The organism is Burkholderia arboris, assembly GCF_038723655.1.
GTDB lineage: Bacteria > Pseudomonadota > Gammaproteobacteria > Burkholderiales > Burkholderiaceae > Burkholderia > Burkholderia arboris.
Genome location: NZ_CP109821.1, coordinates 2,130,376 through 2,149,541 on the forward strand (window position 1 = coordinate 2,130,376; position 19,166 = coordinate 2,149,541).

Genomic DNA, 19,166 nt, shown 5'->3' on the forward strand with positions numbered 1-19,166 from the left:
TTCAAGTAAATTCTCAAGAATGGTTGCTTAAGCCCCGCCGGAGCGTCTACCATCGGGTCTGTCTGTTGTCATACGATTCGCGAGCGCGCCGCGCTCGCCCGCCTTGCCATGCTTCGAATCTGGGTTCCCGTTGCCGTCGTCTCCCTGCTTGCGGCCTGCTCCAGCGTGCCGCCGCAGTCGGCATCGCGTCCCGCGTCGGGCATGAAGATCACGACGCCGCGCGCGTTCCCCGCGCCCGCCAATTTCCCGAAATTCGTCGATCACAGCGTCGGCCAGGAAGAAATCTCGATCCAGGCGATGAGCCTCGTCGGTGTCCCGTATCGCTGGGGCGGCAACACGCCGACGAGCGGCTTCGACTGCAGCGGGCTCGTGCGCTACGTGATCGGCCGCGCGGCCGACGTGAACCTGCCGCGCACGACCGCCGACATGAGCGGCCGCGGCGTGTCGGTCGAACCCGACGAGATCGCCCCCGGCGACCTGATTTTCTTCAATACGACCGGGCGGCCGCATTCGCACGTCGGCATCTATGTCGGCAAGCTGCGCTTCGTCAACGCGCCGTCGACGGGCGGCACCGTGCGGCTCGACTACCTGACGAACCCGTACTGGGCCAAGCGTTTCGACGGCATTCGCCGTGTCGCGCCGCCGCGCACGGCACCGACGCCGTTCGATGCGCCGACCTACGAGGCGAAACGCGACGAGCCCCGCAACCCGCCGGCGGCTGCGCCGGCTCCGGTGGTCGTGACGGCCGCTGCGTCGCGGCCGCCCGCCTATGCTTCGCCGCAAGCGCGAGTGACGCAGGCGCCCGCGCCTGCTCCGGTGGCCCCGGCCGCGCCGATTGTGACGACCGCTGCGGTTGCACCTGCGGCCCCGGCCGCCGATCCGTACGAACCGCCGCCGACGCGCATGCAGGCCGCCCGGCAACAGGCGACGTCGGTGAATGACGGCATGAGCGCGATGACGGCCAATTCAGCACCGACCGCGTCGGCGGAGTCCGGCACGCAGATTCCGACGACGGCGCTGACGGCCGCCCAGGCCGCCGCATTCGATGCCGAACCGCCGCCCGCCACTGCGTCCGCATCTCCGCGCAGTATCGAGCCGGCCCCCGTGCAGGTATTGCGTGCGTCAACGCAATCGGCGCCCGTCAGCCCGCGTACCAGCACCGCAGACGATCCGATTGCGCGATTCGCGAACGGAAGTTACTGACCGGTTGCCCGCCCCCGACGGTAATTCACGTTGGCGGCATCTGCCGCCGCCCCGCCCGTTCCGTCGCCCATCCCCGCCCCAAAAGAAAATGCGCCGCAGCCTTTCGGCTTGCGGCGCATTTCAGGTCGATCTGGCTGCGGACGATCAGAAGATCTGGTGACCGAGCCACCATCCGCCGGCCGCGAACAGCGCGGCTGCGGGCAGCGTCAGCACCCACGCCCACACGATGTTGCCGGCCACGCCCCAACGCACGGCCGACAGCTTCTGCGTCGCGCCGACACCGACGATCGCGCCGGTGATCGTATGCGTGGTCGACACCGGAATGCCCAGGAACGACGCGATGAACAGCGTGATCGCCCCGCCGCTTTCCGCGCAGAACCCGCCGACCGGCTTGAGCTTCGTGATCTTCTGGCCCATCGTGCGCACGATGCGCCAGCCGCCGAACAGCGTGCCGAGACCCATCGACAGGTAGCACGCGCCGATCACCCACGCAGGCGGCGCATCGGCGGTGGCCGATGCGTAGCCGCTCGCGATCAGCAGCATCCAGATGATGCCGATCGTCTTTTGCGCGTCGTTGCCGCCGTGGCCGAGACTGTACAGGCCGGCCGACAGCAGCTGCAGCCGGCGGAAACGCCGGTCGACCTTGCTGGGCGCGGTACGGAAGTACAGCCACGACACCCCGAGCATGAACAGCGAACCGAGGATGAAGCCGAGCAGCGGCGAGATGAAGATGAACGCGACCGTCTTCAGCAGCCCGTCGATGTTCAGCGAGCTCCAGCCCGACTTCGCGAGCGCCGCGCCGACGAGGCCGCCGATCAGCGCGTGCGACGAGCTCGACGGAATCCCGTAGTACCAGGTGATCACGTTCCAGCCGATCGCACCGACCAGCGCGCCGAAGATGACGTAGTGGTCGACGATCTCGGGATCGATCGTGCCTTTACCGACGGTCTGCGCGACTTTCAGGTGGAAGATGAAGTACGCGATCACGTTGAACGCGGCCGCGAACACGACGGCCTGCTGGGGTTTCAGCACCCCGGTCGACACGACGGTGGCGATCGAGTTCGCCGCGTCGTGAAAGCCGTTCATGAAGTCGAATACGAGCGCGACGAGCACCAGCGTCGCGACCATCCATAGGGCGAGTTGTATCGAATGCATCGTGGTCCGCTCAGGCGTTTTCCAGCACGATGCCTTCGATGATGTTCGCGACGTCCTCGCACTTGTCGGTGATCTCTTCGAGCAACTCGTAGATCGCCTTCAGCTTGATGAGCGTCTTCACGTCGTCTTCCTCGCGGAACAGCTTCGACATCGCTGCGCGCAGCACGCGATCGGCCTCCGACTCCCAGCGGTCGATCTCCTCGCACTGCTTGAGGATCTGTGCCGACTGCTTCATGTCGGACAGCAACCCGACCGCCTGCTGCACATGCTGGGCCGACTGCGTGACGATATGCGCGAGCTGGCTCGCCTCGGACGTGACGGAGCGCACGTCGTACAGCGACACGGCCGTTGCGACGTCTTCCATCAGGTCGAGGATGTCGTCCATCGTCGTGATCAGCTTGTGGATCTCGTCGCGATCGAGCGGCGTGATGAAAGTCTTGTGCAGCAGATCGATCGCCTCGTGCGTGAGCTTGTCGGCGGCCTTCTCGGCGGTCTGCACGTTTTGCTTGTGAATCTCGGCGTCGGCGAGATTGTCGATCAGCAGTTCGAGCTCGCGGCCACCGGAAACGATGTGCTTCGCGTGCGCGTTGAAGAGTTCAAAGAACTTGCCCTCGGTGGGCATGAATCGACCGAACATGGGATTCCTGAGAGATTGTCAAACTACTGTCACGAAAACGGGCGACATTGTACCGGTTTCGGTCGTGACGCGACGCGCGCACATGCGCGCGCCGGGATTGGATACAACGTTTGGCGATTTAGGACTTTACAATCGGCCTTACTCGCCGTAGAACGTCTGCGCCCCTGCAAAATTATCGAACTTCGTGTATTGCCCCAGGAACGTGAGCCGAACGGGGCCGATCGGACCGTTACGCTGCTTGCCGATGATGATTTCGGCCGTGCCCTTGTCGGGGCTGTCCGGATTGTAAACTTCGTCGCGGTAAATGAACAGGATCACGTCAGCATCCTGTTCGATTGCGCCTGATTCGCGCAAATCGGACATCACCGGGCGCTTGTTCGGGCGCTGTTCGAGGCCGCGGTTCAGCTGCGACAGCGCGATCACCGGCACGTCGAGCTCCTTCGCGAGGCTCTTCAGCGATCGCGAGATTTCCGAAATTTCGGTCGCGCGGTTCTCGCCCTGCGACGAACCCGACATCAGCTGCAGGTAGTCGACGATGATCAGGCCGAGCTTGCCGCATTGCCGCGCAAGACGCCGAGCGCGCGAGCGCAGTTCCATCGGGTTCAAACCGCCCGTCTCGTCGATGAAGAGCTGCGCCTCGCTCATCTTCTGCACCGCGTGCGTCAGTTTCGGCCAGTCCTCGTCCGTCAGGCGACCCGTCCGCATCCGGTGCTGGTCGAGCCGGCCGATCGAGCCGAGCATACGCATCACAAGCTGGGTGCCCGGCATTTCCATCGAGAACACGGCGACCGGCAACCCATACTCGACCGCGACGTATTCGCCGATGTTCATCGAGAACGCAGTGTTGTGGGTCACGACGTAATCGTCGGTCACGTACAGCCGCGACGGATGCGAGACCGAAATGCATTGCGTCGCTGTCCGGCGCGTCGGCTCGATGCCGGTGATAACCGGCATCTTCCGGCGCGTACGCCCGCCCGTGAGCCGCTCGCGCTTGCCCTCGAACAGGAACAGGCTCTGCGGATCCGGATGACTGATCGTGCAAGTGTAGGCCGTCGCGCCGGCCGTGCGTTCACCGTCGACCGTGAAGCTGGTCGCCTTTTCGGTTATCTGGCACCACGCGCCGATCGAACGTGCCAGTTCGCACACATCGTTCGCCAACTGCGCACTGGCGGTCGAATAGCGCACCGTGCCCCACGACTCGACCCAGCCGTCGGCATCGAGCAGTCCACGCAGCAGGTCGAGTCGGGCATCCTTGTCCGCATCGAGGTAAATGCGCGGGATGAATTTGTCGTAGCTCGTCTTCCCCCACACACCGAGCTGCTCGAGCGCAGCTTTGAGCGGGTTGACGGAAGGTCGGGCCTCTGCCGTCGATGGCCGACGCTTAATGCGCCAGTCGTACTGACCCGCATATTCGAGTTCGAGCGACGCGTCGACGCGCGTACGCATCCGGTTCAATGTTTCCTCGGCCTTCACGCTGAAACGCACGGCGGTACCGCCGAGCGCACCGTCACCCAGTAGCGCGCCGAGTACCCACGGATCGACCGGCAGCGCGTCGCGATGACCGAACTCACCGCTCGGCATGTCGACCCACAACCGGTTCCGGTACCGCTCGCGCGTCAGCAACGTGCGGATCTCCGCCGTCGACAGCACGCGCGGCTTCTCCCACTCGCGGAAATGGACGCACCAAAGGTGCTCGTCGCAGCATTCGGCCGAGCGACCATCGGAAAAGCGAACCCGATACACCTGGCGCTCGCCTTGCGGGAAGATGCCCGTCACGACCGACGAGCCGCCGTCGACAGAAGCAAGCGCATCGCCGACCGCCAGCTCGCCCATCCGCTTCCATCCCGCCAGTGTCCTGACGCGTGCATCGAGCGGCTGCGCCTTACCCATCGACGGACGCCCTGCGACGATGATCAGTTCGCCGCCATGCATCCCGGACGTCATCCGGTCGAGGTCGACGAAGCCCGTCGGCGTGCCCGTGACGTCGCTCGGGTTCGCGGTGTGGTACAGCGTGTCGATACGCTCGACGACCTGCGTGAGCAGCGGACCGATCTCGAGGAAGCCCTGGTTGCCGCGCGCGCCGTCTTCCGCGATCGAGAACACCTTCGATTCGGCTTCGTCGAGCAGCTGGCGGACTTCCTTGCCCTGCGGGTTGAATGCGTCGGCCGAGATTTCGTCGGCGACCGACACGAGCCGGCGCAGCACCGCACGGTCGCGCACGATTTCCGCATAGCGGCGGATGTTCGCGGCGCTCGGCGTGTTCTGCGCGAGGGCGTTCAGGTACGCGAGCCCGCCGACGTCGTCGGCCTTGCCGGACGTGGTCAGCGCTTCGTACACGGTCACGACGTCGGCCGGGCGCGTCGACGCGATCAGGCGGCCGATGTGCTCGTAGATGATCCGGTGGTCGTAGCGGTAGAAATCGCCCTGCGACAGGAAGTCGGCAATCCGGTCCCAGGCCGCGTTGTCGAGCAACAGCCCGCCGAGCACCGATTGCTCGGCTTCGACCGAATGCGGCGGGACTTTCAGCGATTCGATTTGAGGATCTTGCGGCGCGTTCATGGGTTGGGATTATCGCGAATTACACAGGACGACGCCATACCGGCCGCCAGCGATCGGACAATAAAAAAGGCAGGCCCCGGTTGCCCGGGCGCCTGCCCTTGTCCGGACGACGGAAGCCGCCCGGAAAGCTTGCGTACGCTTACGCGTGGTCGCCGATCACGTTGATCGTGACGTCGACGACGACGTCCGTGTGCAGCGCGACCTGAACGCTGTGCTCGCCGATCATCTTCAGCGGGCCTTCCGGCATGCGAACTTGCAGCTTCTCGACTTCGTAGCCTGCCTTCTTCAGCAGTTCTGCGACGTCGCCGTTCGTGACCGAGCCGAACAGACGGCCGTCAACGCCCGACTTTTGCGTGACTTCGAACGACTGGCCGTTCAGCTTCTCGCCGACTGCCTGCGATGCCGCCAGCTTTTCAGCGGCGATCTTTTCGAGTTCAGCGCGGCGCACTTCGAATTCGGCGATCGCTTCCTTCGTTGCACGGCGAGCCTTGCGGTTCGGGATCAGGAAGTTGCGAGCGTAACCGTCCTTGACCTTGACGATATCGCCGAGGTTGCCCAGATTGGCGACTTTTTCCAACAGAATGATTTGCATTCGAATTCTCCTTATTGCGTCGCCTGATTACGCCTTGTGCTGATCGGTGTACGGCAGCAGCGCGAGGAAACGCGCACGCTTGATGGCCGTATCCAGCTGACGCTGATAGTGCGCCTTCGTACCCGTCAGACGAGCCGGCGTGATCTTGCCGTTTTCGCCGATGAAGTCCTTCAGCGTTTCCGTGTCCTTGTAGTCGATCTGCTCGACGCCTGCAGCCGTGAAACGGCAGAACTTCTTGCGCTTGAAGAGCGGGTTTTGTTGCTGACGACGCTTGTCGAATTTCTTACCAGTCGGGCGGGGCATGATTTCAGTCCTTTCCAATGTCCTGCAATGCTGTGATGTGAAACACCAAGGTTCTCGCGTTACGGCTTTTCTTGGCCAGGAAGCCCGTGAACAGCGTTTCGACGCCCATTTCACGACTTTCCAGCCTGCCGCTCGCCTCACCGGCCGCCACTGCCTCAATCGTCATTTCGACCTGGCGGGGGATGCCTGCTTCGACGACTTCCGTGCGGTGCTGCAATGTGGCGCTAGCAATCGGAACACCTGCCGGCGTATATCGCACCGGTGCGCGTTCGACGACGCTCGCCGTCAATTGCAACCTGTTCACGAGAGTGACGCGCTCCTTGATGGCTTAATGAATGACGAACTTAAGCCTGCGCTTCGGTCGGCTGAGCTGCAGCCGCCTTTTTGGCTTCTTCGCGCTGAACTTCCTTCATCATCGGCGACGGGCCGGTTTCGGCCTTCTTCATCTTGACGATGAGGTGACGCAGCACGGCGTCGTTGAACTTGAACGCGTGTTCGAGTTCGTCGAGCGTCGTCTGGTCGCACTCGATGTTCATGCAGACGTAGTGAGCCTTCGCGAGTTTCTCGATCATGTAGGCCAGCTGGCGACGGCCCCAGTCTTCGACACGGTGGATCTGGCCGCCGTGCGACGTGATCGTGGACTTGTAGCGCTCGATCATCGCGGGCACTTGCTCGCTTTGATCCGGGTGCACGATGAAGACGATTTCGTAATGACGCATTACACACTCCTTGTGGATTAAAGCCACCCGGGCGTCTGAACCGGTGTGGCAAGTGAGAAGCCGAAGATTCTAACCCGGTTACGGGGCGCATGCAAGGCCAATCAACGATTGGCGCGCGGATTCGGCCATGTTTTCAACGACTTGAACGGGCGAGCCGGTGCACGCGGCCGCCCGTCGGTTCGTTTTACCGGGGTCTGAAGGTAGTCGGCCGGACACGCACCGGGCGCAACAGGTGTCGCGCCGTCACTCGCTGCGCGTGCCGGAGAGCCGCGTGTCGAGCGCAGCCTTGAACGCCGTGAGCGCCGACGGCTCGGCGTCCGTCACGGCCCACCACGTCATCCCGGCCGCGTCCCAGCGGTCGAGCGCATAACCCTGCGACACGGTCGTGTACGGTGCCCCGGGCCCTTCCCCGGCCGGCCGCACGTACACGTCGATCACGTGCTGCCGGTAGCGGTAGACGAGCACCGCGACACGGCGCCGCCCGACGTAGTCGAGCCGGCCGCCGACCAGCGCGAAGCCGTTCGCCGCGAGATCCTCGACCGGCGGCGCATAGTCGAGCCGGCCGTTGAACCAGGGCTTGACCGTGTGCCGGTCGGTCGAGATCACGTCGATGTCGCGCGCCGACAGGTCGGCCCGCACGTGGCTCGAGACGAGTTCGTCGACCGTGCGGTCGGTGTCCGCGTGGCGCGCGGACAACGTCATCCCGCCCGCCGCCGCGAGCGCCACCAGCAGCGCGACGCCCCAGCCGAGCCCGGGCAATGCCGCGGCGCGCGGCCCGCCGCCGGCCACGGCCGGCCGTGTCGACCCGCCCCGCCCCGCCAGCCAGGGAAACCAGCCGCGGCTGCGCGGCCGCGGCTTCGGCTGCGCTTGACGCTCGGGCGGCGGCTCTGCCCGCGCCGGCTCGCGAACGGGCGCGTCGGCCGCTGCCGGCAGGCTCGCCAGGATGCTCGCCCGCAGCGCATCCGGCGCACGGTGATAATCGGCCTGCCGCACGGCCTGCACCAGCGTGACGATCCGCGCGCGTTCGCGGCGGCACGCGTCGCACCCTTCGACATGCTGCTGGACCCGCAACGCATCGGGCGCCGACAGCTCGCGGTCGACGTCCGCGTCCAGCAACGCTCGCGCTTCGTTACAGTCCATCGATAGCCTCCGATGCGGTTCCGCCGGCCGGCGTACGGCCCGGCCTGCCTTCGGGCGCCGGTGCCGGCGCGCCGCCCAGCAGCGCGGCGAGCTTGCGCCGGCCGCGCGCGAGCCGCGACATCACCGTGCCGACCGGCACGTCCGCGATCGCCGCGATCTCGCGGTAACTCAGGTCCTCCATCTCGCGCAGCACGAGCACCTCGCGGTATTCGGGCGGCAGCTTCGCGAGCGCCGCGTTCACGAGCCGCACGTTCTCGCCGCGCAGCAAGTGCGCCAGCGGATCCTCCGTCGCCGGCTGCCAGTCGTCGGGCACGTCGGTGTCGTCGAGCGTATCGGGCAGCGCGACCTCGTGCGCATGCGTGCGACGCCGCCACTCCGTGTACCAGGTATGGCGCACGATCGTCAGCAGCCACGGCCGCGCGTTGTCGCCGCGACACGAATCGACGAAGCGCAGCGCGCGCATGCACGCGTCCTGAACGACGTCGTCCGCGTCGCCGGCATTGCCGCTCAGCCAGCGCGCGAGGTTATACGCGGCGTCGAGATGCGGCAGCACGAGCGCGCGAAACCGCTCGCCGCGCGCAACCGCATCGTCTGCCGCCCGTTCATCGACCGCCTGTCCGGCTTGCCCCACATGGCCTCCCTGGTCCCGGCGGCCGATGCCGCGCCCGTTCCGCGCACGGCGCCCGGACAGACCGGCAACGTGCACGCTCGATGACCATACCGTTGCTGCGTCGAGTTTATTCCCGCGCCGGGCGCAAGAAGCGTAAAAAAATGGCCGGGCGCCCGCGTCCGTTACGGCGTGGTGCTCCAGTAGCCGGGGCGCGCATACGCGGCGCGCAGGTAGTCGATGAAATAGCGCACGCGCGCCGGCACGTAGCGCTGCTGCGGGTAGACCGCGAGGATGTCGTAGTCGGGCAGCGCGTATTCGTCGAGCACGGTCTCGAGCTCGCCCGTCTCGAGCTGCGCGGCGATTTCCCACGTCGAGCGCCAGCCGAGCCCGAGCCCCTCGGCCACCCAGCGGTGCAGCAGCTCGCCGTCGTTGCAGTCGAGGTTGCCGGCCACGCGCATCGTCGCGATCTTGCCGTGGCGCTGGAAATACCAGCCGCGGTTCTGCCCGCCCTGCAGGTTGAACGCGAGGCAGTTGTGCTTCAGCAGGTCGTCGAGCGACTTCGGCCGGCCGTGCCGGCGGAAATAGTCGGGCGTGCCGCACACGACGCGCCGGTTCGACGCGAGCTTCACCGCGACGAAGTTCGGATCGACGGCGCCGCCGATCCGGATCGACAGGTCGTAGCCCTCGCGCACGAGATCGACGACGCGGTCGGTCAGGTTGAACGACAGCTGCATCTCGGGCTTGTCGACCAGAAAGCCGGGCGCGTGCGGCGCGACGTGCTTGCGCCCGAACGCGGCCGGCGCCGACACGATCAGGTGCCCGCTGACCGCGCGCCGCCCGGCGGCCAGCTCGTTCTCGGCCTGGTCCCATTCGGACAGCAACCCGCGGCAGCGCTCGAGGAACGCGGCGCCCTCCTCGCTGACCACCAGCCGCCGCGTCGAGCGGTACATCAGCTTCACGCCGAGGCGCTTCTCGAGCGCGTCGATGCGCCGCCCGAGCACCACCGGCGACACGCCCTCCTCGAGCGCCGCCGCCGCGAGGCTGCCGGCATCGGCCACCCGCACGAACGTCTCGATCTGCTTGAAGCGATCCATCTCCTGTCTCCGTCTCTGTTCCGGCCCCGGCGGGAGGCCCGTCCGGCCGTCATTCCATACTTTTAGTTTCGAAATAAGCGACTCGGGCTGATCTTATCAAACCTTTCCTGCAACCCTAAAGTGTCCCCAACAGACCCATTCGCAAGATCCGCCACATTCAAGGAGACATTCATGGCCAAGATGAGAGCCGTCGACGCAGCAGTGCTCGTGCTCGAGAAAGAAGGCATCCAGACCGCGTTCGGCGTGCCGGGCGCAGCAATCAACCCGTTCTACTCCGCCATGCGCAAGTCGGGTGGCATCAGCCACGTGCTGGCCCGCCACGTCGAAGGCGCGTCGCACATGGCCGAAGGCTTCACGCGTGCGGCACCGGGCAACATCGGCGTGTGCATCGGCACGTCGGGCCCCGCCGGCACCGACATGATCACCGGTCTCTACTCCGCTTCCGCCGACTCGATTCCCATCCTCGCGATCACGGGCCAGGCGCCGCGTGCACGCCTGTACAAGGAAGACTTCCAGGCCGTCGACATCGAGTCGATCGCGAAGCCGGTCACGAAGTGGGCCGTCACCGTGCGCGAACCGGCGCTCGTGCCGCGCGTGTTCCAGCAGGCATTCCACCTGATGCGCTCGGGCCGTCCGGGCCCGGTGCTGGTCGACCTGCCGATCGACGTGCAGCTCGCCGAAATCGAATTCGACATCGACACGTATGAACCGCTGCCGGTCTACAAGCCCGCGGCCACCCGCGCGCAGATCGAGAAAGCGATCACGATGCTCAACGATGCGGACAAGCCGCTGATCGTGTCGGGCGGCGGCGTGCTCAACGCGGCAGCCGAAGACCTGCTCGTCCAGTTCGCCGAAACGATCGGCGTGCCGGTGATCCCGACGCTGATGTCGTGGGGCGCGATTCCGGACGATCACCCGCTGATGGCCGGCATGGTCGGCCTGCAGACGTCGCACCGCTACGGCAATGCCACGATGCTCGCGTCCGACTTCGTGCTCGGCATCGGCAACCGCTGGGCGAACCGCCACACGGGCAGCGTCGAGGTCTACACGAAGGGCCGCAAGTTCGTGCACGTCGACATCGAGCCGACGCAGATCGGCCGCGTGTTCGGTCCGGACCTCGGCATCGTGTCCGACGCGAAGGCCGCACTCGAGCTGTTCGTTGCGGTCGCACAGGAATGGAAGGCCGCCGGCAAGCTGAAGGACCGCAGCGCATGGGTCTCGGAATGCCAGGAACGCAAGCGCACGCTGCAGCGCAAGACGCACTTCGACAACGTGCCGGTCAAGCCGCAGCGCGTGTACGAAGAGATGAACAAGGTGTTCGGCCGCGATACGTGCTACGTCAGCACGATCGGGCTGTCGCAGATCGCCGCCGCGCAGTTCCTGCACGTGTTCAAGGCACGCAACTGGATCAACTGCGGCCAGGCCGGCCCGCTCGGCTGGACGATCCCCGCCGCGCTCGGCGTGCGTGCTGCCGACCCGAGCCGCCCGATCGTCGCGCTGTCCGGCGACTACGACTTCCAGTTCATGATCGAGGAACTGGCAGCCGGCGCGCAATTCAAGCTGCCGTACGTGCACGTCGTCGTGAACAACTCGTACCTCGGGCTGATCCGTCAGGCGCAGCGCGCGTTCGATATGGACTACTGCGTGCAGCTCGCGTTCGACAACGTGAATGCACCGGAACTGAACGGGTACGGCGTCGATCACGTGGCCGTCGCGGAAGGTCTCGGCTGCAAGGCGCTGCGCGTGTTCAAGCCGGAAGAGATCGAGCCGGCACTGCGCCAGGCACAAACGCTCGCGGAAGAGTTCAGCGTGCCGGTGGTCGTCGAAGTGATCCTCGAACGCGTGACGAACATCTCGATGGGCACCGAAATCGACGCGATCAACGAATTCGAAGACCTCGCCGAAAAGGCCGAACACGCACCGACCGCGATCTCGATGCTCGACTGAACCGCACGACATTTTTGACTGACCGACCGAAGAGGCTTAGCTCATGCCGAAGTTTGCTGCAAACCTGACCATGCTGTTCAACGAAGTGCCGTTCCTCGACCGCTTCAAGGCGGCCGCCGACGCGGGCTTCGACGCCGTCGAGTTCCTGTTCCCGTATCCGTACGCGAAAGAGGAACTCGCCGAGCGGCTCGAGACGCATCGCCTGCGCCTCGTGCTGCACAACCTGCCCGCCGGCAACTGGGATCAGGGCGAACGCGGCATCGCGTGCCTGCCCGATCGCGTCGGCGAATTCCAGGAAGGTGTCGGCCGTGCGATCGAGTACGCGAAGGCACTGAAGGTGCCGCAGCTGAACTGCCTCGTCGGTATTCCGTCGGCCAGCACGGCGCGCGACAAGACGTTCGTCACGATCGTCGACAACCTGCGCTTTGCGGCCGACGCGCTGAAGCGCGAAGGCATCCGCCTGCTCGTCGAGCCGTGCAACAGCTTCGACATCCCGGGCTTCGCGCTGAACCGCTCGTCGGAAGGGCTCGACGTGATCCGCGCGGTCGGCTCGGACAACCTGTTCCTGCAGTACGACATCTATCACATGCAACGCATGGAAGGCGAACTGGCCGCGACGATCGAACGCAACCTCGCATCGATCGGCCACGTCCAGCTCGCGGACAACCCGGGCCGTAACGAGCCGGGCACGGGCGAGATCAACTACGCGTTCCTGTTCGCGCTGCTCGACCGGCTCGGCTATGCCGGCTACGTCGGCTGCGAGTACAAGCCCCGTACCACCACGACGGAAGGCCTCGGCTGGCTGCAAAGCGTCGCCGGCTGCGCACCGGGCTCCGCGCGTCGCGCCGCCTGAGAAGCGCCCTTCCCGTTATCAGCCCTATAGGAGACTTTCACATGGCAACCATCGGTTTCATCGGCCTCGGCATCATGGGCGCGCACATGGCGCGCAACCTGCTCAAGGGCGACCACCAGCTCGTCGTGAACGGCGCGTTCCCGATTCCGGACGACCTGCGCACGAGCGCGAAGGTCGTCGCCAACTCGACCGAAGTCGCGAAGAACGCCGACGTCATCGTCGTGATGGTGCCGGACACGCCGGACGTGCGTAACGTGCTGTTCGCCGACGACGGCGTCGCGAAAGGCCTGACGGCCGGCAAGCTCGTGATCGACATGAGCTCGATCTCGCCGCTCGACACGCAGGAATTCGCAAAGCAGATCAACGCACTCGGCTGCGACTACCTCGACGCGCCGGTGTCCGGCGGCGAAGTCGGCGCACGCGAAGCGTCGCTGACGATCATGGTCGGCGGCCCGGAGCAGGCCTTCGAGCGTGCGAAGCCGCTGTTCGAGAAGATGGGCAAGAACATCACGCTCGTCGGCGACAACGGCGCGGGCCAGACCTGCAAGGTCGCGAACCAGATCATCGTCGCGCTGAACATCGAAGCGGTCGGCGAAGCACTGCTGTTCGCCGCACGCTCGGGCGCCGATCCGGAACGCGTTCGCCAGGCGCTGATGGGCGGCTTCGCCGCGTCGCGCATCCTCGAAGTGCACGGCGCGCGGATGACGAAGCGCACGTTCGACCCGGGCTTCCGGATCGAGCTGCACCAGAAGGACCTGAACCTCGCGCTCGACGGCGCACGCAAGCTCGGCCTCGCCCTGCCGCACACGGCAAGCGCGCAGCAGCTGTTCAGCGTGTGCGCATCGCACGGCGGCAAGGCATGGGATCACTCGGCACTCGTGCGCGCGCTCGAGATCATGTCGAACTTCGAAATCGGCCAGACGCCGGCCGCGTAACGCGACTGCCGCAACGCGCGTTTCCGCTGCAATGGCGGAGGCGCGCGACAGACACGCGCGACCCGGCCGCGGCCGGGCGCATCGATGCGCGAATAGGCGCGCATCACGGTGGGGCGCCCCGCCCTGCATCGCCAACGGCATGCGGGACGGGGCGAAAAACGCCGCTCTGGGCTGAGAGCGGCGTGGTGGGGTCCGCAGCGGCACCCGGCGGCGCCGGGGAAGCCTTGGTCGGTCAGACGTCGTCGTCGGGTGTCCGCCTGTCGGATTTCGCGTATTACATTTCTTTACGTTCAAGCGTGCGATTTTTCATGCAATCGTCGCGCTGAACGCCTACACTTTCGCCACGCCTTTCGAGAAAACCGCCGCGCTTGCGTGCACCTCCGGTGACCGCGCCCAGCGCGGTGTTTTTTTCGCCACTTCACGGCGCGTTTTCTTTTCAACCACCTAGGGAGTGCAGCGATGGGTCTTCTTTCGTTTATCAAAGAGGCGGGTGAAAAACTGCTGGGTCATGCCGACGCGCAAGCGGCGGAAGATCCGAATGCCGCGAATCAAACCGCGGCCGACGCGATCAAGAATTACATCAGCACGCAAGGGCTCGACACGTCGAACCTGACCGTCGCGTTCGACGGCGCATCGCGCACCGTCACGCTGTCGGGCAGCGTCGCCGATCTCGACACGAAGGCGAAGGTCAAGGTCGCGGCCGGCAACGTGCAGGGGGTCGCGGGCGTCAATGACGACGATCTGCAGCCGGACGATCCGGAAGTGCAGTATCACGACGTGAAGTCCGGGGATACGCTGTCGGCGATCGCCAAGGAAGTGTATGGCGACGCGAACAAGTACCCGGTGATCTTCGAAGCGAACAAGCCGATGCTGTCGAGCCCGGACCGGATCTACCCGGGCCAGAAGCTCGTGATTCCGCCGCAGTCCTGAGCATTCCGCCGGACTGACGCAAAAAAGGCAGGCCGCAGGCCTGCCTTTTTTCATGGGCGACGCGCCGCCCGCCCGGTGCGCCCCGGTTACAGCGTATCGAACGCGCGCTGCAGCGCGTCGCGATCGTGAATGCCGTTCGCGAGCGCGAGCATCAGCAGCACGCGCGCCTTGAACGGATTCAGCGAGCCCGCGCTGACGAAACCGAGCGCGTCGTCGTTCGCGGCGCCGTTGCGCATCACATGCCCCGATCCGACGCGCGACGCGCGGACCACGGCCACACCCGCATTCGCTGCATCGGCGAGCGCCGCCTGCAGCGTCGCATGGATCGACCCGTTTCCCGTGCCGGCGACGACGAGGCCGCGCACGCCGGCAGCAACCAGCGCATCGACGGCCGTGCGCGTCACGCCCGCATAGCTCGCGACGACTTCGACCGGCGGCCAGGCCGCGGCGATCGCCAGCTGCGTGTCGCGCGCACGCGTCGCGCGGCGCGCGAATTCGACCCGGCCGTCCTGCACCCAGCCGAGCGCGCCGAGTTCCGGCGACTGGAAGGCGTCGACGGCATAGGTGCTCGTCTTCACGACATCGCGCGCGCCATGGATCCGGTTGTTGAACGCGATCAGCACGCCCTGCCCGCGCGCGGCCGGATGCGCGGCCACCGTCACGGCGTTCAGCAGGTTCAGCGGGCCGTCGGACGACAGCGCGGTCGCCGGCCGCATCGCAGCCGTCAGCACGACCGGCTTGTCGCCTTTCACGACCAGATGCAGCGCGTACGCGGTTTCCTCGAGCGTATCGGTGCCGTGCGTGATCACGATCCCGTCCACCGACGGATCGGCCATCAGCGCGTCGATCCGCGCGGCCAGCGTGTTCCACAGCGGCAGCGCGAGATCCTTGCTGTCGATGCTGGCGACCTGCTCGGCGTCGATGCGCGCGACCGATGTGAGCGCCGGCACCGCGTCGACCAGGAAATTGACGCCGAGCGCGCCGGCCTGGTAGCCGGCCGTGCTGGCCGCGTCGGGTGCGGCGCCGGCGATCGTGCCGCCGGTGGCGAGCACGGCGATGCGCGGCAGCCCCGCCGCGGACGAAGGAGATGCGGAATTCGGAGTATTCATGGCCGCGATTGTAATGGCTCGTGGCCGGGATCCGGCAGGTTCCGGCCCGGCAGCCGGTGCCGGCGGCCGCACGTCATGGTTTGTCCCGATCGCCCGGCCGCGCGCGCCGTCAACGGCCGTGGCGTCCGCAACGTTATAGGAAGTGCCGTTTTGGTGTTTTCACATTGATTTGCCATAATCGGAGCGCACGGTGCGATGCGGCCCTATCCGCAACGCCGCGTGCTTCGTGACGGCGTCGATAACACGCAATTCACCCCATGGGAGTGTCGAAATGAAAATCCAATCGCTCGTAGCCGCAGTGCTTCTCGGCGGCATGCTGGCTTCCCCCGCATTCGCGGCGAACAGCCAGCAGGACAAGATGAAGGCCTGTAACACCCAGGCAACCGGCAAGACGGGCGACGAACGCAAGGCGTTCATGAAGGACTGCCTGTCGGCGAAGCCCGCGAAGGCGATGACGCAGCAGGAAAAGATGAAGGCGTGCAACACGCAGGCCACCGGCAAGAAGGGCGACGACCGCAAGGCGTTCATGAAGAGCTGCCTGAGCAATCAGCCGGCCGCCTGAGTTCCGGCGCTCCCGTCTCGAATGCCGCGCACCGCTTCGGCGGGCGCGGCATTTTCGTTTTCGTTGCGCGCGCATCGACGCACCCGTTTCCAGCCGGCTTCACCCCTTCCCGCCCCGTTTTTCCGGCCCGCCGCCACATGGTGCGGCAATTCGCCGCGTTTTCTTCTATGATGGCTGCAACGCGGCCCACCCAAGTACAAGAAGCGCCATCGGGCCGCCCTCGAGACGGACGCGCACGCGCGTCAAACGGAGGCTTGGATGGCATGGAGACAACACCGCTGGTTCCGCCGCTGGCTGATCGTGATCGTGTTCTGGGCCGTGCCCGTCGCGATCGTCGCCGTGCGCGAGATCCGCGAGGAAATGGCCTACAACAAGGCGGACCTGCAGCTCGCGCTGACCACCTGGCAGCTCACCGATGCGCAGCAGGCCGCCGGCGCGGCCGCGAAGTGCCACGGGGATCCTGACGAGGCGCGCGCGGCCGGCTGCCCGGCCGACGTGCTCGCCGCCAACGCGCCGCGCCAGCAGGCGGCCCGCGACGAATACGTGGTGCGCCGCAATACGCTCGCCGGTTACCTGTGGCACGCGTTCGTCGGCTACTGGGTCGTCCCGGCTGCGTTCCTGTTCGCGTGCGGCGTCGTGATCGCGCTGATCCGCCGTGCGCTGCGCCGCCCGCCGATCAAGCCGCCGGTCCCGCCCGTCACGCACTGACGTGCGCCGCACGCACCCGTCGCCCTCCCGATTCACCGTTAAGTGCCCCGCGCGCCGACCACGCGCGGGGCGCGCCCCGCACGCGCCAGCGTCGCTTCGTCCGTTGGCGCGCCGCGACACCCCCAAGCGATTTGACGCTTTTTCATGACCTGACGAAAAGAGGCTGTAATCCGCTGTGATATAACTGCCGACGTGATCCGCTCCATGAGCGAGACTCACTCCGAACGTCATCCGATGGAGAAGAACGATGCAAAAACGGAATCTTGTGCTGAAAGCCGCCGCTGCGCTCATCGTCGGTAGCCTCGCGCTCACCGGTTGCACCACCACCCCGGACAAGCCGGACAACGCGGCAACCAACGCGTCGAAGCGCCAGTCGATCGACGCGAGCGTCGACGCCACGCTGTCGCGCATGTACTCCACGGTCAAGGGTTCACGCGAACTCGTCGCGAAATCGCGCGGCGTGCTGGTGTTCCCCGAAGTGATCCAGGCCGGCTTCATCGTCGGCGGCCAGTCCGGCAACGGCGCGCTGCGCGTCGGCGGCAGCACGGTCGGCTACTACAACACGTCGTCGCTGTCGGTCGGCCTGCAGGCCGGCGCGCAGTCGAAGGCGATCGTGTTCCTGTTCATGACGCAGGAAGCGCTCGACGAATTCCGCGGCTCGGACGGCTGGGCAGCCGGTGCCGGCGCATCGGTCGCGCTCGTGAAGATGGGCGCGAACGGCGCGGTCGACACGACCACGGCCACCGCGCCGGTCCAGGTCGTCGTACTGACGAACGCAGGCCTGATGGGCGACGTGTCGATCAACGGCACGAAGGTCACGAAGCTCAAGATCTGACGCTGACGCACCGCCCGTGCGCGCCGCGCGCGGGCCATGCGCAAACGGCGATGTCCTTGCGGGCATCGCCGTTTTTTTATCCGTCCGCGTGCTGCGTCAGGCCGTTCAGGTCGTCGAGTCGATCACCTTGAAGCGCGAGCGCTTCTGCGCGCGGATCACCGACTGGTAGACGTCGACGTACTGCTGCGCCATCCGGCGCGACGTGAAGCGCTCCTCGAAGCGCTGCCGCACGCGCGCACGCGGCAGCAGGTGCAGCCGGTTCACGGCAGCGACCGCGCTGATTTCATCCTCGACGATGAACCCCGACACGCCCTCGTCCAGCACTTCGGGCACCGCGCCGCGATTGAACGCGATCACCGGCGTGCCGCACGACATCGCCTCGATCATCACGAGGCCGAACGGCTCCGGCCAGTCGATCGGAAACAGCAGCGCATGCGCGCCCGACAGGAATTCGGCCTTCTGGTGATCGGCGATCTCGCCGATGTATTCGACGTGCGGCAACGCGAAGAGCGGCTTGATCTCGCGGTCGAAGTACTCCTGGTCGGCCGCGTCGATCTTCGCGGCGATCCGGATCGGCAACCCGCACTGGCGCGCGATGCGGATCGCGGTATCGACGCGCTTCTCCGGCGAGATACGGCCGAGGAACGCGAGATAGCGCGGCTCGACCGGCTGCGGCATGTACAGCGTATCGGGCAGCCCGTGATAGACGGTCGTCAGCCATTTCGCCTGCGGCAGCGGCTGGCGCTGCGAGTTCGAAATCGAGATCACCGGCGCCGTGTTGAACGTGTCGAACACCGGCTGCTGCTCGGGCAGGTCGAGCCGGCCGTGCAGCGTCGTCACGTAAGGCGTTTCCTGCCGGTTGAAGACCGAGAACGAGTAGTAGTCCATGTGGAAATGGAGCACGTCGAAATCCTTCGCGCGGCGCGCGACCGTCTCCATCAGCAGCATGTGCGGCGCGACGCGGTCGCGGATCGACGAATCGAGCCGCAGCGCGCGCGGCCAGACCGGCTCGAGCTTCGCCCGCGTCGTCGAGTCGCCGCTCGCGAACAGCGTCACATCATGGCCGAGCTCGACGAGCGCCTCGGTGATGTAGGACACGACGCGCTCGGTGCCGCCATACAGCTTCGGCGGCACGGATTCGGTCAGCGGGGCGATCTGCGCAATTCTCATGGTCCACGTCTCCTGTGTCCTGTCCGTTGCGGCGCAGCCGGCGGGCGTCCACGCTTTCGCTTTCGCGCCCGTGCCGCGCCGGCCGGCATGGCGCCAGCCAGATAT

20 protein-coding genes are annotated in these 19,166 nt (G+C 66.1%); 8 read left to right on the forward strand and 12 right to left on the reverse strand.

All coding sequences use genetic code 11. From position 1 onward, the window contains the following. The first annotated feature begins 108 nt into the window (after nt 1-108). Nucleotides 109-1,203: a C40 family peptidase gene (locus tag OHZ10_RS09995; protein ID WP_342702286.1), complete on the forward strand. Its 1,095-nt coding sequence runs from the start codon at nt 109-111 to the stop codon at nt 1,201-1,203. 144 nt (nt 1,204-1,347) lie between these two features. On the opposite strand, the gene OHZ10_RS10000 is transcribed toward OHZ10_RS09995, so the two are convergent. From OHZ10_RS10000 to OHZ10_RS10045, 10 genes are all read right to left on the reverse strand, one after another. Further along, nucleotides 1,348-2,358 (reverse strand): inorganic phosphate transporter, encoded by a 1,011-nt coding sequence (locus tag OHZ10_RS10000; protein ID WP_059233970.1) that lies wholly within the window; start codon nt 2,356-2,358, stop codon nt 1,348-1,350. 10 nt (nt 2,359-2,368) lie between these two features. Next, the gene (locus OHZ10_RS10005) at nt 2,369-2,995 is read right to left on the reverse strand and encodes a DUF47 domain-containing protein (protein WP_034188683.1); all 627 of its coding nucleotides are present in this window, start codon (nt 2,993-2,995) and stop codon (nt 2,369-2,371) included. Between the two features lie 138 nt (nt 2,996-3,133). Beyond that, a complete protein-coding gene (dnaB, locus tag OHZ10_RS10010; protein WP_342702288.1) occupies nt 3,134-5,554 on the reverse strand; it encodes a replicative DNA helicase in 2,421 nt (806 codons plus the stop codon). Nucleotides 5,555-5,693: 139 nt separating this feature from the next. Then, nucleotides 5,694-6,146: a 50S ribosomal protein L9 gene (rplI, locus tag OHZ10_RS10015; protein ID WP_342702290.1), complete on the reverse strand. Its 453-nt coding sequence runs from the start codon at nt 6,144-6,146 to the stop codon at nt 5,694-5,696. Between the two features lie 27 nt (nt 6,147-6,173). Then, nucleotides 6,174-6,449: a 30S ribosomal protein S18 gene (gene rpsR / locus OHZ10_RS10020; RefSeq protein WP_006486248.1), complete on the reverse strand. Its 276-nt coding sequence runs from the start codon at nt 6,447-6,449 to the stop codon at nt 6,174-6,176. 4 nt (nt 6,450-6,453) lie between these two features. Beyond that, nucleotides 6,454-6,753: a primosomal replication protein N gene (gene priB, locus OHZ10_RS10025; RefSeq protein WP_034188684.1), complete on the reverse strand. Its 300-nt coding sequence runs from the start codon at nt 6,751-6,753 to the stop codon at nt 6,454-6,456. A gap of 40 nt (nt 6,754-6,793) precedes the next feature. Beyond that, the gene (rpsF, locus tag OHZ10_RS10030) at nt 6,794-7,168 is read right to left on the reverse strand and encodes a 30S ribosomal protein S6 (RefSeq protein WP_004193673.1); all 375 of its coding nucleotides are present in this window, start codon (nt 7,166-7,168) and stop codon (nt 6,794-6,796) included. 243 nt (nt 7,169-7,411) lie between these two features. Next, nucleotides 7,412-8,308: an anti-sigma factor gene (locus tag OHZ10_RS10035; RefSeq protein ID WP_342702302.1), complete on the reverse strand. Its 897-nt coding sequence runs from the start codon at nt 8,306-8,308 to the stop codon at nt 7,412-7,414. Continuing rightward, nucleotides 8,298-8,939 (reverse strand): RNA polymerase sigma factor, encoded by a 642-nt coding sequence (locus OHZ10_RS10040; protein WP_059233966.1) that lies wholly within the window; start codon nt 8,937-8,939, stop codon nt 8,298-8,300. The genes OHZ10_RS10035 and OHZ10_RS10040 overlap by 11 nt, the downstream gene beginning before the upstream one ends. A gap of 161 nt (nt 8,940-9,100) precedes the next feature. Continuing rightward, nucleotides 9,101-10,012 (reverse strand): LysR family transcriptional regulator, encoded by a 912-nt coding sequence (locus tag OHZ10_RS10045; protein ID WP_059233965.1) that lies wholly within the window; start codon nt 10,010-10,012, stop codon nt 9,101-9,103. A gap of 171 nt (nt 10,013-10,183) precedes the next feature. Here OHZ10_RS10045 and gcl point away from each other — a divergent pair, with 171 nt between their 5' ends. The 4 genes from gcl to lysM all read left to right on the forward strand — a co-directional run bounded on the left by gcl (nt 10,184) and on the right by lysM (nt 14,677). After that, on the forward strand, nt 10,184-11,959 hold the full coding sequence (gene gcl, locus OHZ10_RS10050; RefSeq protein WP_059233964.1) for a glyoxylate carboligase: 1,776 nt from the start codon (nt 10,184-10,186) through the stop codon (nt 11,957-11,959). 43 nt (nt 11,960-12,002) lie between these two features. Then, nucleotides 12,003-12,812 carry a hydroxypyruvate isomerase gene (gene hyi, locus OHZ10_RS10055; protein WP_011657073.1) on the forward strand — a complete coding sequence of 270 codons (810 nt, stop codon included), beginning with the start codon at nt 12,003-12,005 and terminating at the stop codon, nt 12,810-12,812. 41 nt (nt 12,813-12,853) lie between these two features. Further along, nucleotides 12,854-13,747: a 2-hydroxy-3-oxopropionate reductase gene (locus OHZ10_RS10060; protein WP_059233963.1), complete on the forward strand. Its 894-nt coding sequence runs from the start codon at nt 12,854-12,856 to the stop codon at nt 13,745-13,747. A gap of 459 nt (nt 13,748-14,206) precedes the next feature. Beyond that, the gene (gene lysM, locus OHZ10_RS10065; RefSeq protein WP_059233962.1) at nt 14,207-14,677 is read left to right on the forward strand and encodes a peptidoglycan-binding protein LysM; all 471 of its coding nucleotides are present in this window, start codon (nt 14,207-14,209) and stop codon (nt 14,675-14,677) included. 86 nt (nt 14,678-14,763) lie between these two features. On the opposite strand, the gene OHZ10_RS10070 is transcribed toward lysM, so the two are convergent. Further along, on the reverse strand, nt 14,764-15,786 hold the full coding sequence (locus OHZ10_RS10070) for an asparaginase (RefSeq protein WP_059233961.1): 1,023 nt from the start codon (nt 15,784-15,786) through the stop codon (nt 14,764-14,766). 271 nt (nt 15,787-16,057) lie between these two features. On the opposite strand from OHZ10_RS10070, the gene OHZ10_RS10075 reads away from it, so the two are divergent. The 3 genes from OHZ10_RS10075 (at nt 16,058) to OHZ10_RS10085 (ending at nt 17,891) form a co-directional block, all read left to right on the forward strand. Further along, on the forward strand, nt 16,058-16,348 hold the full coding sequence (locus tag OHZ10_RS10075; RefSeq protein WP_059233960.1) for a PsiF family protein: 291 nt from the start codon (nt 16,058-16,060) through the stop codon (nt 16,346-16,348). A gap of 258 nt (nt 16,349-16,606) precedes the next feature. Beyond that, nucleotides 16,607-17,056, forward strand: a complete 450-nt coding sequence (locus tag OHZ10_RS10080) for a hypothetical protein (protein WP_050013249.1) — start codon at nt 16,607-16,609, stop codon at nt 17,054-17,056. A 247-nt stretch (nt 17,057-17,303) separates the two neighbouring features. Next, the gene (locus OHZ10_RS10085) at nt 17,304-17,891 is read left to right on the forward strand and encodes a BPSL1445 family SYLF domain-containing lipoprotein (protein WP_059233959.1); all 588 of its coding nucleotides are present in this window, start codon (nt 17,304-17,306) and stop codon (nt 17,889-17,891) included. A 105-nt stretch (nt 17,892-17,996) separates the two neighbouring features. On the opposite strand, the gene OHZ10_RS10090 is transcribed toward OHZ10_RS10085, so the two are convergent. Beyond that, nucleotides 17,997-19,061: a glycosyltransferase family 4 protein gene (locus tag OHZ10_RS10090; RefSeq protein WP_059233958.1), complete on the reverse strand. Its 1,065-nt coding sequence runs from the start codon at nt 19,059-19,061 to the stop codon at nt 17,997-17,999. Nucleotides 19,062-19,166 lie beyond the last annotated feature (105 nt).

Coding starts and splice junctions, on each gene's coding strand:
- OHZ10_RS09995 (WP_342702286.1), top strand. CDS start 109: ATGCTTCGAATCTGGGTTCCCGTTGCCGTCGTCTCCCTGCTTGCGGCC.
- OHZ10_RS10000 (WP_059233970.1), bottom strand. CDS start 2,358: ATGCATTCGATACAACTCGCCCTATGGATGGTCGCGACGCTGGTGCTC.
- OHZ10_RS10005 (WP_034188683.1), bottom strand. CDS start 2,995: ATGTTCGGTCGATTCATGCCCACCGAGGGCAAGTTCTTTGAACTCTTC.
- dnaB (WP_342702288.1), bottom strand. CDS start 5,554: ATGAACGCGCCGCAAGATCCTCAAATCGAATCGCTGAAAGTCCCGCCG.
- rplI (WP_342702290.1), bottom strand. CDS start 6,146: ATGCAAATCATTCTGTTGGAAAAAGTCGCCAATCTGGGCAACCTCGGC.
- rpsR (WP_006486248.1), bottom strand. CDS start 6,449: ATGCCCCGCCCGACTGGTAAGAAATTCGACAAGCGTCGTCAGCAACAA.
- rpsF (WP_004193673.1), bottom strand. CDS start 7,168: ATGCGTCATTACGAAATCGTCTTCATCGTGCACCCGGATCAAAGCGAG.
- OHZ10_RS10035 (WP_342702302.1), bottom strand. CDS start 8,308: ATGGACTGTAACGAAGCGCGAGCGTTGCTGGACGCGGACGTCGACCGC.
- OHZ10_RS10045 (WP_059233965.1), bottom strand. CDS start 10,012: ATGGATCGCTTCAAGCAGATCGAGACGTTCGTGCGGGTGGCCGATGCC.
- gcl (WP_059233964.1), top strand. CDS start 10,184: ATGGCCAAGATGAGAGCCGTCGACGCAGCAGTGCTCGTGCTCGAGAAA.
- hyi (WP_011657073.1), top strand. CDS start 12,003: ATGCCGAAGTTTGCTGCAAACCTGACCATGCTGTTCAACGAAGTGCCG.
- OHZ10_RS10060 (WP_059233963.1), top strand. CDS start 12,854: ATGGCAACCATCGGTTTCATCGGCCTCGGCATCATGGGCGCGCACATG.
- lysM (WP_059233962.1), top strand. CDS start 14,207: ATGGGTCTTCTTTCGTTTATCAAAGAGGCGGGTGAAAAACTGCTGGGT.
- OHZ10_RS10070 (WP_059233961.1), bottom strand. CDS start 15,786: ATGAATACTCCGAATTCCGCATCTCCTTCGTCCGCGGCGGGGCTGCCG.
- OHZ10_RS10075 (WP_059233960.1), top strand. CDS start 16,058: ATGAAAATCCAATCGCTCGTAGCCGCAGTGCTTCTCGGCGGCATGCTG.
- OHZ10_RS10080 (WP_050013249.1), top strand. CDS start 16,607: ATGGCATGGAGACAACACCGCTGGTTCCGCCGCTGGCTGATCGTGATC.
- OHZ10_RS10085 (WP_059233959.1), top strand. CDS start 17,304: ATGCAAAAACGGAATCTTGTGCTGAAAGCCGCCGCTGCGCTCATCGTC.
- OHZ10_RS10090 (WP_059233958.1), bottom strand. CDS start 19,061: ATGAGAATTGCGCAGATCGCCCCGCTGACCGAATCCGTGCCGCCGAAG.